Genomic DNA, 15,581 nt, shown 5'->3' on the forward strand with positions numbered 1-15,581 from the left:
TCCACTTCTGCTGTAGTACACGACCAGCGTCTGCATAAAACCCCCTTATGCTCGATAGTGTGGAGTCTCTCTTTCGAGTATCGTCCCTTAACTATTATTATAGAGTCGCACTGGCCACGCGCAAGAAGTCACCTCGCATGGCCCAAGTGTTGCCGCCATGAGCTTCACGAGTATGATACTCATTGGATGGATCGTGGCGGATATGGTCGCACCGGGTGCAGCATGCGAGATAGCACACTGAGACAGGGAGGGCAATTATGATAGAAGAGCAGGGACAGGTACCTTCCATCGTGCGGAACGAGCTGCCTCTGGTGGGTAGGCATCTCCTGCTGGTCCCAGGACAGGCACACACTTCCGAAGACGTCCTGCGGGCGTCCGCCACGTCGTTCGAGAGCTGGAGCGAGGTAGAGTGTGCAGATACCGAGTGTCGCGATGAGCTGACCCATCTGTTCGGGACCGAGCGGGCCGGCATCGTTGTCGTTCCCGGAGCAGCATCCCTGGGCATGGAGGTAGCGGTCGTCGCAGCGTCACCTCCGGGTGCCGTCGTTCTTGTCCTGGGACACGGCCCGCAGTGCGATCGGATCGCCCACGTGGTATCGCGCCGTGGCCGCGTCGCTGACGTCATGCGGGCTCAGGAAGAAGGCAGCGTCGACCTGCAGCTCCTGCGCGCGCGCTTGGCCGACATACGTCCGTCCACCATCGTCGTGTCCCACGTGGACGCCGACAGCGGTATCGTCGCTCCGCTTGACGACTATGCTGCGGTCATCCGCGAGGTTGCGCCGAAGACGCTGCTGGTCGTGGACGGGACATGGGCGACTGGCTGCATGGCCGAGCGCATGGACGACTGGCAAGCCGACATTGTGTTTACCGACAGCGCCTCATCGCTGGGTGGGTGCTCGGGACTCGTGCTGGCAGCGGTGAGCAGCCGTCTGAACGAACGCAAGGTGCGACATGACGCAGCTGCGCCACTCTACATCGAACTGTCCCGGTGGTCCTCACCGACCGGCGCCGAAGTACCGCCGAGTCTCGTCTTTGCGCTGCGTGCCGCCCTGGACCGCATCTATGCTGAGGGACTGCCGGAACGGTTTGCCCGGTGTGATGCAATTGCCCGGGACTTCCGTGAGGAAGCTGCGGCCCACGGGTTCGGTGTCGTGGCGCCACCCGGACACGAGGCCGCGACACTGACGGCTCTCAGGCCGCCGTCAGGGGTGGACATCCAGGACCTGCACACAGAGCTGGAGCGCCGAGGCGTCGACGTGGGCATGACCCCCACAGGTCTGGTTGTTGCGCATACAGGTGGCATTAGCCGTGACGATCTCCAGCACTTCTGGCATGCCGTGGAGGAACTGCACCTGCAGGCATAACAGAGCCAGGTCCCATCGACGTACCACGAGATGAAATCCTTCCGGGGAGGTTGACTGATGATGGCAAGGCGCTGGTTGCTGATCATCCTGTGTGGGGTGATTATGCTCACCCTGACCACGAGGCTCGTGTTCCGTGAGTTCGACTTTGGGACCTCCCTTCCCGTCGGCTTCCCCAGCGACGTCCCAATCGTACCCGGTATCATCACGTCCTGTAAGACGGCGCGGAGTGACGACCTGGTGCGTGTTGTCGAGGTCCACATTCAGTCCGATCTTCCCTTCCAGGACGTCGTGCAGTTCTACCGCAACGCGTTCGCCATTGGAGCGACGGAACACTGGAATGTCCCCGAGTTCCCCCTCGCCGGCACTGGCGCCACCGAGACGTCCAGCAATGCCCTCTTCGGCAAGAACACGGTCGTCGTGATGATCAACGCCACGGGGGCGACCACCAGTGTGCTGGTTCAGGTCCGGGGCACGTCCATCTTCATCTTGCCACGCTAGCTCCTTTGGGGTCAGTTGCTCATTGTGGCCTGAGTGGTACATTGGCAGGTTTGTCGTATGGGCGGTGCCACCTATACTTGTCTCTGGAAGCACGGATTCGGCCGACAAGCCGCAGGGCGGCAAAGGAGAGCACCATGGGACTGATTGCGAAGAACGAGGTTGGAGAGAAGGGCGTCATCCCCGCCGGGACGCACGTCGCACGCTGTTACGGCATCATCGATCTGGGGACGCAGTACTCTCAGAAGTTCGGAAGATGGGCGAATAAGATCATGGTTCAGTTCGAACTGCCCGCGGACCTGACGGACGATGGACGTCCCTCCGTCATCTCCAAGACGTACACCCTCAGTCTCAACGACAAGGCCAGCCTGAGGAAGGACCTGGAGTCGTGGCTTGGCCGTCCTGTCACTGCCGACGAAGAACGCGATGGGTTCGCCCTTGGTTCCATGCTGGGCGTCGCCTGTCTGCTTTCAATCCTCCACGGCGAGAACGCCGAGAAGGCATACGCATATATAGCGGGTGTGGTGAGTGTCCCCGAGGGGATGGTTGTCCCCGACGCCGTCAACCCTGTGGTCCTGTACGATATCAACAATGGCGAAGACGCGGTCTACGCCAAGTTGTCCGACTGGGTCAAGAATCTCATCCAGCAAAGCAGGGAATTCAAGGGAGATAAAGAGCCGGCCAAGACGCAAACCCACGAGTAAGAACCTGCGCTGGACAGGAGTGATGTGAGATGCATACGGGCAAATTTGTAACGGCAATCAACTGTATGGACGGGAGAGTTCAGGAACCTGTCATCGCATGGATGAAAAACGAGTACACAGCACAATTCGTGGACCTGATTACCGAGGCCGGTCCAAACAGGGTTCTCTCAGCCAACAGCGATCAGGGCGCCATCGACTCGATCAAAAGCAGGATCGAAATATCAGTGAAGAACCATGGTTCGAACGTCATTGCGATTGTCGGGCACTACGACTGCGCAGGCAACCCGAACGGAAAAGAGGTCCAGGTGAACGACATCCTCGCAGCAAGAGAGCTAGTGAAATCCTGGTATCCCGAATGCACAGTTCTGGGCTTGTGGGTGAACGATCACTGGAACGTCACCAGAGTCGACTGACGGAGGACAGGTAGTTGCCCCACTGTCCTCCCGCAATATTCTGCTCCGCTGAGCCGAACGATGTACCACTCATGGTTCCTTTACCAGCTGACCCCAAAGGCTAGCCGATAATCAGATCCTCAAGGGACCGCTTCGGGACATGATGGGTTTCTTCGGCATCTCTCCAGTATTTGATGTCTCCATCCGCAGGGACAGGCTCAATGACAACGTGCTCCTTTGGCTTGCCAAGTGCTATAACGAACACGATTTCATACGTGTCGGGGATATTGAGTGCCTGTTTGAGACTGGGTTTGTTGACTGAAGCAATAATACAGCCACCAAGGCCTCGTTCTGTCGCTCCAAGGAGAATGCTTTGCGAGCAGATGCCGGCGTCCCAGTTGAAATTCGCAGAAATCTCCTTGTCTGCAAGCACGACGATATATGCTGAAGGGCGCTCTCCGACAGACGGTCCACTCCAATCCTTGAGGTATGCAGCCCAGGCAAGGGTCGGGAATATCAGTTCATTCTTCTCCTTGGTGCAAGCAAGCATGTACCGCAGAGGTTGTTTGTTCGCGGCAGAAGCGGACAATCTTGCAAGGTCGACAAGTTCCCTCAGCGTCTGGCTATCTACCTCTACATCTTCGTGGAATCTGCGGTAACTCCTGTTCTTCAATACCAGATCCTTCATCATGGCAGCCTCCTGTTCATCATCCGTTCTTGCCTCCAAGTCAATTTCAGCCTGTTTGTCCCATGCGTCCTGAGCAGTCTCATTGTACGCTTTTCCGTGAAATTCTCGCCGGACCGTGCCTATCTCCACGTGTTATAACTGTGAAGTTCACCTGTTGTTTCTCATACGATACAGCATACACTGATTCTTCGTTGACTGACAAGTCAATCAAAAGGAGCTGTGTGAAGCATGCCTCGCAGTGAAGAAGCAAACGTACAGATCAAAGACGATCGGCAGAAGCAGATCCTGGCTTCTGCGTTGAAGGTTTTCATACACAAAGGCTTCGCAGCCACAAAAATGAGTGACATTGCGACGGAAGCAGGGATCAGCTATGGGCTTATGTATCACTACTTCCAGTCGAAGGATGAGATCTATGCCGAGCTGGTCAAGAACGCAGTCGATTCCTCGAGATGCATGATTGAGCAAGTGAAAGCAGACGATAGGGAGCCGATCGATAAGATGAGGGCCCTGGTCGCGCAAATCTTCAAGAGCGTTGGACAGCACCAATCGGCAGGATACCTCTTTGTTCTCATGATGGAGGCCATGACGAGTGGTATGTATCCCATTCTTCCAATCGAGCACCCGCATGGCCCAGGGAGACCGTTCGACATGCTGGTCCAGGTGATCGAACAGGGACAGCATAAGGGCCAGATAGCGCAGGGAGATCCTGCGGAGCTTGTTCAAACGTTCTTTTCAGCAATCCTCGGCCTCGCCTCACTGAAAGTCTCCGGAACCATAGAAACAATGCCTGACCCCGAAATACTCATGCGAATATTCCAGCCTGCATCACAGACGACAACCTGACATTGAGGTGGTACCGTGCGTAACCTGTTCAAAATATACCGGAACCTGAAGCAGTTCACTATTCTCATTATTGTCGGTGTGGCACTCATGTACCTGTCGGTCAGGGCCAACCTTGAGCTGCCCACGTTGATGTCAAACATAGTCGACAAGGGCATCATTGCTGGCGATACCGGCTACATCTGGAAGGAAGGAGGCATCATGCTGCTGATTTCAGCAGCGGGCGGGATCTGTGCCGTACTGGCAAGCCTGATGGCTTCCCGGTCAGCCCTGGGCCTGGGCAAGGTCCTTCGTTCCAAGATCTTCACGCATGTTGAAAATTTCTCCCTTCACGAATTTGACAAGTTCGGTGCGTCGACGTTGCTCACGAGGACGACAAACGACGTCGTCCAGGTCCAGACCAGCACCGTCCTGTTCCTGACCATGATCGCAAATGCACTTTTCACCAGTGTTGGCGCAGCATTCCTTGCCTATGCCGCAGACCCCAAGCTGACGCGGATCCTGTACGTCGCTCTGCCGGTCATCGCTGTGGCGATCGTGGTCGTGATGAGGCTGGTTATACCACTCTTCGGCATAGTTCAGACCGAGATCGACAAGATCACGAAGGTTGTTCGCGAGAACCTCATTGGTATCCGCGTCATCCGTGCGTTCGATCGGATCGACCATGAAAAGGCGCGCTTTGACAAGGCCAACGCTGATGTCACCAATACGTATATCAGCGTGAACCGCATCATGGCGGGACTGATGCCGCTCATGATGCTCGTGATGAACGGCGTAACGATCGCGATCATCTGGTTCGGCAGCGAGCGCATCGCCACCGGGAATCTGACGCTGGGCCCGATGCTTGCCTTCATGCAGTACGCCCTTCAGATCCTGATAGCGATCCTCATGCTGACCATGCTATTCATCCAGCTGCCACGCAGTGTGGCGGCAAGCGACCGCATCATGGCCGTGCTCGAGACGCACCCCGAGATAACGGATGCTGCTGAGACACTACAGGCCAATACAGAACGGGGGTATGTGACTTTCCAGGACGTCACCTTCAGCTATGACGGAGGCGAAGAGCCTGCCCTGTGCAACATCAGCTTCGACGCAAAGCCCGGCGAGACGACAGCTATTATTGGCAGCACCGGCAGTGGAAAGACCACGCTGGTCAGCCTCATCCCCCGGTTCTACGATGTGGACAGTGGCAAGGTCCTGGTTGACGGCGTGGATGTACGGGAGCTTTCGCAGGAGGATCTGAGGCACAGGATCGGTTTCGTGCCCCAGAAGGCCGTCCTCTTCACCGGCACCGTTGCCGACAACATCCGCTACGGCAAGGAGGATGCCACGGACATGGAAGTGGCACACGCCGCCGATGTGGCACAGGCGGCTGAGTTCATCACCACGCTGCCGGACGGGTACGCGACGATGCTCTCCGAAGGCGGACTGAACCTTTCCGGAGGACAGAAGCAGCGGCTTGCCATGGCGCGCGCCCTTGTCCGCAGGCCGGAGATCTACGTCTTCGACGACAGCTTCTCGGCGTTGGACTTCAAGACGGACGCCAACCTCAGGGCAGCACTCAAGAAGGAGACGCTCGACGCAACAGTCATCATTGTCGCCCAGCGAGTGGGCAGCATCATGAATGCTGACCGCATCATTGTGCTGGATGAAGGCAAGGTCGCCGGTATCGGCACGCACAAGGAGCTGATGAAGACCTGTGAGGTCTACCGCGAGATCGTTTACTCGCAGCTCTCCGAGGAGGAACTGGCATGAGCGATGATACGAGAAAAGAGCGACCGATAGCTACCGGTGGACCTGGGCCTATGGGTGGAGGCCCCCGCGGTCTGCGTGGGGTGGTAGAGAAGCCCAAGGACTTCCGGGGCACGACCAGACGTCTTATGCAATATCTCAAACCACAAACCGCCAAACTGATGATAGTCTTTGCGCTTGCCATCGCGAGTACTGCGTTTGCCGTGTATGGCCCCAAGATCAGTGGAAATGCCGTGAACCAGCTCATGAACGGGTTTGTTGCAAAGAGCATGGTCAGCGGGATCTCCAAGGCCCAGGAGCAGAGCGTCCCTCAGATCCAGAAGGTCCTGCAGGGGATGCAGACCGCTCAGGACGCAGCGGTGACGCAGGCCCAGGCAGCGGTCAAGAAGCAGTTTGACGCCACGCTGGCGACCCAGAAGCAGCAGGCGTACACGCAAGCCGAGGCACAGGCAACAAAGATCATTACGACCAATCCTCCGAAAGAGCTGGTCGCGGCTGAACAGCAGGTGCAAGCAGCGGTCACGAAGCAGTTTGACGCCACGCTGGCGACCCAGAAGCAGCAGGCGTACACGCAAGCCGAGGCACAGGCAACCCAGACGCTGACGACGAATCCGCCACAGGAGCTGATAACGGCTGAACAGCAGGCGGAGGCGGCAGCTGAGGCGGCTGCAAAGCAGCAGGTCGATGCACAGTTTGCGGCGAAGTTTCCGGGTGTACCATTGGAGAGTATCCCAGGGTACGCTGCGGCGCTCGATGCCGCCCAGAAGCAGGCGGCCGCGGCAGCCAAGGCTCAGGTAGACACTGCCGCGCTGACTCAGGCGATTTCCCAGGCGAAAGCCGTGGTCGACGCCGCGTTCGTGAAACAGCAGCCGGCGATGCAGGTCGCGCTTGCCGCTGCCCAGAAACAAGGCGTAGCACAGGTGCAAGCTGCCGCTCTGAAGCAGGCGATTGCCCAGGCGAAAGCCGCGGTCGATGCGGCGTTTGTGAAACAGCAGCCGGCGATGGCGAAGGCTCTTGCCGATGCCCAGGCAAAGGCTGCAGATGCAGCAACAAGTGCGGTGCAGAAGGGCTTCCTCGATACTGCCAAGTTGACGCCGGAGCAGCTCGTGGCCATGCGCGAGTTCGTAGCGCTGCCCGTCGTGAGCGGCATCACGGACAACAACAAGAAGGCCGACACCGTCCTGACCATCATCAATCTTGGCAAGACACTACCGATGACCGGTCAGCAGCAGACGATCAACGTCTCACAGACCGACCTCGACAGGGGCATCGCCGATATCCGGGAAAACGGTGGCACCATACCGTTGCCCGCGATCGGGAAGACCTTGCTCTTCCTTCTCCTTATCTATGTGCTGAGTGCGCTCCTCACCTTTGTCATGCAGTACATCATGTCGGATGTTGCCCAGAAGACGACCTATGACATGCGAAAGGAACTCGACTACAAGCTGGCGGCACTGCCCCTCCGCTACTACGACATGCACTCCAACGGCGAGATCCTGAGCCGCATGACCAATGACATGGACACGATCTCGACCACGCTTCAGCAGGGCCTCACACAGGTCATCGTTTCCGTGTTCCAGATTCTTGGCTACATCTACATGATGCTTACGATCAGCGGGAAGCTGACCATCGTGACGCTTGCCACGCTGCCGCTATACATCCTCACAACGGCACTCATCGCGCGAAAATCGCAGAAGTTCTACCGTGCACAGCAGGTGCACCTGGGTCGCCTCAGCAGTCACGCAGAGGAGATGTACACTGGCCACAATGTGGTCAAGGCGTTTGGCCATGAACAAGAATCGATCGCTACCTTCGAGGCCGTCAACAATGACCTGTATCAGGCCGGATGGAAGGCTCAGTTCATGTCAGGCGTCATGTTCCCCCTGATGAACTTCATCAGCAACCTTGGCTATGTCTTCATCGCGGTCCTTGGAGGTGTCTATGTCACCAGGAATCTCCTCAACCTGGGCGACATCACGGCATTCATCCAGTATTCGAGGTCCTTCTCGATGCCGATCATTCAGACGGCGAGCATCGCCAACGTCATTCAGTCGACGATGGCGTGTGCCGAGCGTGTGTTCACCGTGCTCGACGAGCCCGAGGAGAAGCTCGACGCGGACGATGCGATCGTCATCGCCGAACCTCGTGGTGCCATAACGTTTGACCACGTTGCGTTCAGTTATCGCCCGACCGAACCCCTGATCGCGGATATGAATCTTGACGTCAAGCAAGGCGATACCGTTGCCATCGTCGGACCGACTGGAGCAGGCAAGACGACGCTTGTCAACCTGCTCATGCGTTTCTACGACATCCAGGGGGGTGCCATCACGTTCGATGGTGTCGAGACCCGGAAGATACGCCGGGGCAGTCTGCGCACCATGTTTGGTATGGTCCTGCAGGATACCTGGCTCTTCAACGGCACGATCCGTGAGAATATTGCCTATGGACGCGACGACGCTACAGAGGAGGAGATCGTGGCTGCCGCCAAGGCTGCGCATGCCGATCACTTCATCAGGAGTCTGCCCGAAGGATACGATACCGTCCTCAATGAAGAGGCCTCCAATATCTCGGCTGGTCAGAAGCAGCTGCTGACCATCGCACGTGTGGTCCTGGCAAATCCAACCGTCCTGATTCTCGATGAAGCTACAAGCAGCGTCGATACCAGAACGGAAGTACGCATCCAGAAAGCAATGGCACAGCTGATGACCGGCAGGACCAGTTTCGTCATCGCCCACCGTCTCTCGACCATCAGAGACGCGCACCACATCCTTGTCATGAACCACGGTGCGATCGTTGAACAGGGCACCCACAAGGAGCTGCTTGCACAGCACGGATTCTATGCCGATCTCTATAACAGCCAGTTCACCGGTGCGGCAATCACCTAGGAGGCTGTCTGAGTTCATCCAGCCGTTGACCTGAAGTACATCACCGACCCCGGCCTTCATTGCCGGGGTCGTTTCATTGTTCTCTTTCCGTCGTTCCCCCGAAGGCGGGAACCCATTCATCATCTTCCTGCTTTACGTCAGGCGCTGTCGGCCTATCATATAAGGTCGTCTGGCATGAACGCAGAAGCAGGATCGTTGTCTGTGCAGGAGAAGATGAAATGCATCCAGGAACGGATATCATACGACAGCTTGGCTACTCGTTGCTGGCTGTCTTGCAGGACAGTGTCTTCCTCCTGTCTGCATACCAGTCGGTCATGTCGCTGTTTGGGTTCTGGCAGAGGCGCAAACCCCCGCTGAAGGACCCTGCCACGCGGTTCGCTGTGGTCGTTGCGGCGCACAACGAGGCGCACGTCATCAGCGACGTGCTGGATTCGCTGACTCGGCAGGAGTATCCACGTGAGCTCTTCGATATCTATGTCGTCGCGGACAACTGTACCGACGAGACCGCCGATGTGGCCCGTGCGCACGGAGCCATTGTCTATGAACGCACGGATGCGGTCTTCATCGGCAAGGGACATGCCATTGGCTGGCTCCTCGCGTGCATCAAGTCCACGGCCAAGTCGTATGACATGATGGCGATGTTCGACGCGGACAATCTGGTCAGTGCCAACTTCCTGCGCGAGGTCGATCGCTACGCGCAGGCCGGGTACCGCGCCGTCCAGGGGTATCTCGATATGAAAAACCCGGGAGACACTTGGATCTCGCTGTCGTATGCCATCGGGTACTGGTACACCAACCGTTTCTGGGACCTTGCCCGCAGCAACATCGGGCTTGCCGCCATGCTGGGTGGAACGGGTTCCTGTATGGCCATGTCGCTCATCGACGAGATCGGCTGGAACCCTCATTCCATCACCGAGGACTTGGAGTTCACCATGAAGTGCGTCCTGCGAGGCGTTCGCCCGACCTGGGCGTGGGATGCGCACGTCTACGACGAGAAGCCCCTCACCATGCGAGCCTCGTGGAACCAACGCATGCGCTGGATGCGGGGCCACTTCCAGCTGGGCTTCCGCTATACCGGGCCTCTGTGGAAGCGCTTTTTCACCCGGTTCGACATGGCGGCATTCGATATCCTGGTCTACATCTCACAGCCGATCTGGATGGTCTTCTCCTATCTCCTGATGCTCGCCAATATTGTCATTCACTTTGGGCATATGGCGGTACCCGCGTGGGCGTCGGCCGGCATCGTGCTCCCCTGGGTCTGGGTCGCCCTGTTTGCGCTCGAGTGGTTTGCTCCTCCGATGCTGGTCGCTGCTCTGCTGCTCGAGAAGGTCAAACCAAAATACTGGTGGGGCGTGTTTATGTTCGCCGTGTACGGGTTGACATGGGTCCCGCTCGATTTCATCGCCTTCTTCACGCGGAACGACCAGACCTGGTTTCACACCATCCACAAGCAGGCCGCAATCCCCAGCAAGTAGCGGCGATACCCGGTTGGCAGCATAGAAATACCCGGGGACCCGTCCGGGAACGGTCGCACCCGTTCCACCGCAGGCATCCTGCTCAGGTCCGTTTCATCAGCTGATCGACGGTGTCCAGCAACTCATGCAGTTCGTACGGTTTGCCCAGGAATCCCTGCACGGTCCTCTCGGCCAACATGCGCTTGACGGTGTCGTTGGAGGTATACCCGGAGTTCAGCAGGATGGGAACCTTCCGGTCCAGGGCCCGGATGGCCTGCACGATTTCGTCGGTGGTCATGCCCGGCATGGTCATGTCCAGAAAAACCAGCCCGACGTTGGCACGCTGGTCCTTGAAGATGTCGATGGCTGAGGCACCGTCGACAGCTGTCAATATTGTACAACCGCTCTTCGAAAGGAACGCCTGAGCGACCGAACGCACGACCGGCTCATCTTCGACGACCAGGATCATTCCCCTGCATGCGTTCTCAGAGAGGGGACTGGGAGCGAAGGACTGCATGGGTTCTTCCAGGCAGCGCGGCAGGTAGATATCAAAGGTCACCCCGACACCTTTCGTGGATACTGCCGTGATCCAGCCGCCGGCCTGCTTGACGGCACCGTAGACGATGGAGAGTCCCAGCCCCGTGCCGGACCCCGCCGGCTTGGTCGTATGGAAGGGCTCGAAGAGATGCTCCAGGATTACTGGTGGAATCCCCGGACCGGTGTCTGTGACACTCAGGTGGACAAACTCCCCTGTGCGTGCAAACGGATGAGTCTGGACGTAGTCCTCTTCCACAACCTCGTTCCTCCTTCGTATCGTCAGCGTCCCCTTGCCCTTCATGGCATCACGTGCGTTCACCGCGAGGTTGAGCAGGATCTGTGTGATCTGTGACTGGTCCACCAGGACGTTCCACGCCGTCAGCTCGTAGTCACGGATGATCTCCATGGTGGCCGGCAGGGACTGCTTCAGCAGTACCAGGGTCGCGTCGAGGGCGTCAGCGATTTTCGTGGGTACCGGCAGGACCACGGCGCTGCGGCTGAAGGTCAGCAGTCCTTTCGTGAGGTTGGCAGCCTGACGGGCGCAGGTCTCGGCTGCGTTCAGGTTCTCCAGCAATGGATCTGCCGAGGGCAGGGTGCTGCGCATGAGTGCGATGTTGCCCAGGATGCCGGTCAGCAGGTTGTTGAAGTCGTGCGCCACCCCTCCTGCCAGTTCCCCGATGGCTTCCATCTTCTGGGACTGACGGAGTTGAGTCTCTGCCTGCTTGCGCTCGGTGATGTCGGAGAAGGACCACACACGACCCACGACCTCATCGCCGATTCTTTGGGGTTGGGAGTAGCGCTCGAAAATGCGTCCGTCTGCAAGAACGAGCTGATCATTACTCGATTCTTCCGGTTGTCCATACAGTTCTCTGACTTTGGCCAAAAACGTCTCCGGCTGAGCCATCTGCTGGAGAACATAGTTGAGTGCTAGTTCGTCAAGATGCTTGGACAGGAGTGCTTCCGGGATTTGCCACATGTCGGAGAATTTGTGATTCCATAATGTAATGCGTCCGTCCAGGTCCACCACGAGGATTCCATCGGCTGTCGATTCCATAGTGGCCTTGAGCAGAGACAGGGATGATGCAAGAGCCTCCTCCGCCTGCTTGCGCTCGGTGATGTCCTGGAAGGTTCCACGGAGTTGGACCGTCTTTCCCTGTTTCTGGACCGGAACTCCTCTCGTTCTCACCCATTTGTGCTCGCCGTTTGCTGCACGGATCTCCAGTTCGAGGTCATATGGAGTTCCATGTTCCACAGCCTGCTTGATGGCGGTTTCGATTCTGGCCCGCGATTCGTCGACGTAGAAGCTCACTCCCAGGCCGGCGTTGGTCGGAGCGGCGGGGTCCAGCCCGTGAATGAGGGCGACCTCATCCGTCCATGTTCCCTCGCCAGTCGCGACATCGAATTCCCAACCGCCAACGTGGGCCATCTCGCCCGTCAGGCGCAACAGGTCGCCTTCGTGTGCGAGCCGCTCCTCCGCCTGCTTGCGTTCGGTGATGTCGAGGACAACCCCTGTCAAGGAGGAGACGTGGCCCTTGTCGTCCAGGGTCATCTCCCCCGGTTTCACCCAGACAGTACGAACGGAGCCGTCGGGCCACACGATGCGGTACTCGAGGGGCTGCGGGTTGTGATCCTCGATAATGGCTCTGTTTGACTCCTCGATGCGGGCTCGGTCGTCAGGGTGGATGGCATGTGCGATGACGTCCTGCACGGACCCGGTGAACGTATGCGGAGCAATCCCGAAGATGCGGCACATCTCATCCGACCAGGCGAACTCGTCATGGGCTATGTCCCAGCGCCAGCTGCCGACGTGTGCCACGGCCTGCGCCTGCTGCAGATCGAACTCAGATACAGCCAGCTTCTCCTCGATCTGCTTGCGGTCGGTGATGTCGCGGCCCGAGCCGATGAGGGCGACGACATTGCCCTGGCTGTCCAGTTCGGCGCGGGTGGCCCATTCGACCCATCGCCAGCCGCCCACGGTCATCGCGCGTTCCTCATAGTGGTAGGAGTGGGGTGGATGAAACAAGTCGGCGACGGTGTGCTCGACGGATGGGAGGTCGTCGGGATATACCAGTGGCTGGTAGCTTAAGGTTGTCAGTTCCTGCGGGTTCTTGCCAAACAGTGCGCAGTAGGTGGGGCTGGCGTAGAGGAGGCGTCCCTCCGGGTCGGTCTTGACGATGAGGTCGGTCTGGCTTTCAACCAGGAGGCGATAACGTTTCTCGCTTTCAACCAGTGCCCGCTCGGTGTCGCGCTTGCGGCGACGCTCGTCCGTGTCGCGCAGCTCCCGTTTGACGACGGGACCCAGCCGCGGCAGGTGGTCTTTCATCACGTAGTCGGCGGCGCCATCCTTCATCAACTGGGCCATCACTTCCTCGCCGATACTGCCCGACACGATGATGAACGGCACGTCCAGCCCGGTCTCCCACAGGATGGCCAGTCCCTCAGTGGCTGAGAAGTGCGGCAGGCTGTAGTCGGCCAACACCAGGTCCCAGGTTCCCTGCGCCAGCGTGTCCCGCAACTCTTCGGCCGTCTGGACACGCTGTGCCTGCACGACGTAGCCGGCATGCTCCACTTCGCGGGTGACCAGCAGAGCGTCGTCGGGGTTGTCTTCGATGATGATGATGCGCAGGGCAGATTTCATAGGGTGGCCTGGTATCAGCGATGGACCTGCGGTGTCTGGTTCAGCACCAGCCAGTACAGGCCGAGTTGCCGTATGGCTTCCACGAACTGGTCGAAGTCGACGGGCTTGTGGATGAAACTGTTGGCTCCAAAGTCGTAGCTGGCGATGACGTCCGCCTCCTCAGCAGATGAAGTCAGAACCACCACGGGCAGCAGCCGTGTTCGCGGATCCGCCCGAATGGCACGCAGGACCTCGAGCCCTCCCAGCTTCGGCAGCTTCAGGTCGAGCAGGATAACCTCGGGCCGATCGGTGGTGGCAGGCCCCTCATGCCTGCCGGTGCCCGTCACGTACTCCATGGCTTCCGCACCGTCGAGCGCGACGACGACCTCGTTGGCGATATTGTTCTTCCTGAGCGCGCGCAACGTAAGGGCGACGTCGTCGGGATTGTCCTCGACCAGCAGGATGAACTTGTCACTCATGGTTGTTCCCCCTTGACAGGATAGGATACATGCAGGTCTGGAATCGTAAAGTAGAATTGTTGCTCCCCGGTCGACCAGCAGGGCGTCGTCGGGGTTGTCTTCGATGAGGACGATGCGCAGGGCAGGCGTGTCATAGGATCTGGCGACATCAGTGATTGGCCGGCGGGGCCTGGTTCAGCACCAGCCAGTACAGGCCGAGTTGCCGTATGGCATCCACAAACTGGTCGAAGTCGACGGGCTTGCGGATGTAGCTGTTGGCTCCCAGTTGGTAGCTGGCGATGATGTCTCGCTCCTCGGTGGATGAGGTCAGGATGACCACGGGCAGCATCTGTGTCCGCGGGTCCGCCCGTATGGCGCGAAGCACCTCGAGCCCGCCCACCTTTGGCAGCTTCAGGTCCAGCAGGACGACCTCGGGCAGGTCGGCGATGGCACGTTTCGCATACTTACCGGTGGCCATCAGGTATTCCAGGGCCTCCGCACCATCGCCCGCGACGACGACCTCGTTGGCGATGTTGTTCTTCTTGAGCGCCCGCAACGTAAGGGTGACATCGTCGGGATTGTCCTCGACCAGCAGGATGATCTTGCCACTCATGGTTATTCCTCCTTGGTTGGAATGAATGCGTGCAGGTCTGGAATCGTAAAGTAGAACGTTGCTCCCCGGTCGATCTCGCCCTCGGCCCACACGTCACCGCCATGGCGGCGGGCTACCCGCAGAACCGTCGCCAGTCCGATGCCGGTTCCAGGGAACTCGTCTTGCCCGTGCAGGCGCTGAAAGGCCACGAACAGCTTGTCCTTGTACTGGAGGTCGAATCCCGCTCCATCATCGTGCACGAAGAACGCGGGGCCATGCTCCGGGTCACGCACGGTCCCCACGCTGACGTGTGCGTGCTCACGCCTGGAGGTGAACTTCCAGGCATTGCCCAGCAGGTTGACCAACACGATGCGCAGCAGCTGAGGATCGCCCGTCGCGGTCATGCCCGGCTCGATGCTCAACTGGACGTCTCGCTGCGGGTTGTCCCGCACCAGTTCCTCGGCCACTTCGGCTGCCAGCGCACTCATGTCGGTCGCCTCCATGTGCATCTCCCTGCGAGTTACCCGTGACAGCAACAGCATGTCGTCGATGAGCTGTCCCATACGTTGAGTGGCGTGCCGGACGCGTTGCAGGTCCTCGCGCCCCTCTGGCGGGACAAGGGGGCCAAAGTCCTCGAGGAATGCCTGACTGAACCCGTCGATACTGCGCAGCGGGTCGCGCAGGTCATGTGAGACGGAGTAGCTGAACGCCTCCAGTTCCTTGTTGGTGGCTTCGAGTTCGGCAGTCCTGTGGCGTACCCGTTCCTCCAGACGTTTGCGTGCGGTGTTGTCCGTGCCGATCAG

General features: G+C 58.8%; 13 protein-coding genes. 8 read left to right on the plus strand and 5 right to left on the minus strand.

The window, feature by feature from the left end; translation table 11 throughout:
- The first annotated feature begins 257 nt into the window (after positions 1-257).
- From SMC3_RS01195 to SMC3_RS01210, 4 genes are all read left to right on the plus strand, one after another.
- Entirely contained in the window at positions 258-1,364 is a 1,107-nt protein-coding gene (locus SMC3_RS01195) for an aminotransferase class V-fold PLP-dependent enzyme (protein WP_119086859.1), read from the plus strand.
- Positions 1,365-1,421: 57 nt separating this feature from the next.
- Positions 1,422-1,862: a hypothetical protein gene (locus SMC3_RS01200; RefSeq protein WP_119086860.1), complete on the plus strand. Its 441-nt coding sequence runs from the start codon at positions 1,422-1,424 to the stop codon at positions 1,860-1,862.
- 134 nt (positions 1,863-1,996) lie between these two features.
- Positions 1,997-2,563 (plus strand): phage replication initiation protein, NGO0469 family, encoded by a 567-nt coding sequence (locus SMC3_RS01205; protein ID WP_119086861.1) that lies wholly within the window; start codon positions 1,997-1,999, stop codon positions 2,561-2,563.
- A 29-nt stretch (positions 2,564-2,592) separates the two neighbouring features.
- Positions 2,593-2,976, plus strand: a complete 384-nt coding sequence (locus tag SMC3_RS01210; protein WP_119086862.1) for a carbonic anhydrase — start codon at positions 2,593-2,595, stop codon at positions 2,974-2,976.
- Positions 2,977-3,076: 100 nt separating this feature from the next.
- On the opposite strand, the gene SMC3_RS01215 is transcribed toward SMC3_RS01210, so the two are convergent.
- Positions 3,077-3,646 carry a nitroreductase family protein gene (locus SMC3_RS01215; protein WP_119086870.1) on the minus strand — a complete coding sequence of 190 codons (570 nt, stop codon included), beginning with the start codon at positions 3,644-3,646 and terminating at the stop codon, positions 3,077-3,079.
- A gap of 225 nt (positions 3,647-3,871) precedes the next feature.
- Here SMC3_RS01215 and SMC3_RS01220 point away from each other — a divergent pair, with 225 nt between their 5' ends.
- The 4 genes from SMC3_RS01220 to SMC3_RS01235 all read left to right on the plus strand — a co-directional run bounded on the left by SMC3_RS01220 (position 3,872) and on the right by SMC3_RS01235 (position 10,595).
- On the plus strand, positions 3,872-4,486 hold the full coding sequence (locus SMC3_RS01220) for a TetR/AcrR family transcriptional regulator (protein WP_119086863.1): 615 nt from the start codon (positions 3,872-3,874) through the stop codon (positions 4,484-4,486).
- A gap of 24 nt (positions 4,487-4,510) precedes the next feature.
- Positions 4,511-6,238 (plus strand): ABC transporter ATP-binding protein, encoded by a 1,728-nt coding sequence (locus tag SMC3_RS01225; RefSeq protein WP_119086871.1) that lies wholly within the window; start codon positions 4,511-4,513, stop codon positions 6,236-6,238.
- An 872-nt stretch (positions 6,239-7,110) separates the two neighbouring features.
- Positions 7,111-9,120 (plus strand): ABC transporter ATP-binding protein, encoded by a 2,010-nt coding sequence (locus SMC3_RS09670; protein WP_119086872.1) that lies wholly within the window; start codon positions 7,111-7,113, stop codon positions 9,118-9,120.
- Positions 9,121-9,338: 218 nt separating this feature from the next.
- Complete coding sequence (locus SMC3_RS01235) at positions 9,339-10,595, plus strand: glycosyltransferase family 2 protein (RefSeq protein ID WP_119086864.1); 1,257 nt, start codon at positions 9,339-9,341, stop codon at positions 10,593-10,595.
- Between the two features lie 82 nt (positions 10,596-10,677).
- On the opposite strand, the gene SMC3_RS01240 is transcribed toward SMC3_RS01235, so the two are convergent.
- The 4 genes from SMC3_RS01240 to SMC3_RS01255 all read right to left on the minus strand — a co-directional run.
- On the minus strand, positions 10,678-13,749 hold the full coding sequence (locus tag SMC3_RS01240) for a PAS domain S-box protein (protein ID WP_119089729.1): 3,072 nt from the start codon (positions 13,747-13,749) through the stop codon (positions 10,678-10,680).
- Between the two features lie 14 nt (positions 13,750-13,763).
- The gene (locus SMC3_RS01245; protein WP_119086866.1) at positions 13,764-14,207 is read right to left on the minus strand and encodes a response regulator; all 444 of its coding nucleotides are present in this window, start codon (positions 14,205-14,207) and stop codon (positions 13,764-13,766) included.
- Between the two features lie 148 nt (positions 14,208-14,355).
- Positions 14,356-14,799 carry a response regulator gene (locus tag SMC3_RS01250; RefSeq protein WP_119086867.1) on the minus strand — a complete coding sequence of 148 codons (444 nt, stop codon included), beginning with the start codon at positions 14,797-14,799 and terminating at the stop codon, positions 14,356-14,358.
- A gap of 2 nt (positions 14,800-14,801) precedes the next feature.
- Positions 14,802-15,581 (minus strand): sensor histidine kinase (locus SMC3_RS01255; protein WP_207799604.1); only part of this gene is annotated, 780 nt, incomplete at its 5' end.

The sequence above is a fragment of the Candidatus Cryosericum hinesii genome, from assembly GCF_003570985.1.
Lineage (GTDB): Bacteria > Caldisericota > Caldisericia > Cryosericales > Cryosericaceae > Cryosericum > Cryosericum hinesii.

Bases quoted from the DNA above. Each gene is read 5' to 3' on its own strand.
- SMC3_RS01195 (WP_119086859.1), top strand. From the start codon at position 258: ATGATAGAAGAGCAGGGACAGGTACCTTCCATCGTGCGGAACGAGCTG.
- SMC3_RS01200 (WP_119086860.1), top strand. From the start codon at position 1,422: ATGATGGCAAGGCGCTGGTTGCTGATCATCCTGTGTGGGGTGATTATG.
- SMC3_RS01205 (WP_119086861.1), top strand. From the start codon at position 1,997: ATGGGACTGATTGCGAAGAACGAGGTTGGAGAGAAGGGCGTCATCCCC.
- SMC3_RS01210 (WP_119086862.1), top strand. From the start codon at position 2,593: ATGCATACGGGCAAATTTGTAACGGCAATCAACTGTATGGACGGGAGA.
- SMC3_RS01215 (WP_119086870.1), bottom strand. From the start codon at position 3,646: ATGATGAAGGATCTGGTATTGAAGAACAGGAGTTACCGCAGATTCCAC.
- SMC3_RS01220 (WP_119086863.1), top strand. From the start codon at position 3,872: ATGCCTCGCAGTGAAGAAGCAAACGTACAGATCAAAGACGATCGGCAG.
- SMC3_RS09670 (WP_119086872.1), top strand. From the start codon at position 7,111: ATGCAGGTCGCGCTTGCCGCTGCCCAGAAACAAGGCGTAGCACAGGTG.
- SMC3_RS01235 (WP_119086864.1), top strand. From the start codon at position 9,339: ATGCATCCAGGAACGGATATCATACGACAGCTTGGCTACTCGTTGCTG.
- SMC3_RS01240 (WP_119089729.1), bottom strand. From the start codon at position 13,749: ATGAAATCTGCCCTGCGCATCATCATCATCGAAGACAACCCCGACGAC.
- SMC3_RS01245 (WP_119086866.1), bottom strand. From the start codon at position 14,207: ATGAGTGACAAGTTCATCCTGCTGGTCGAGGACAATCCCGACGACGTC.
- SMC3_RS01250 (WP_119086867.1), bottom strand. From the start codon at position 14,799: ATGAGTGGCAAGATCATCCTGCTGGTCGAGGACAATCCCGACGATGTC.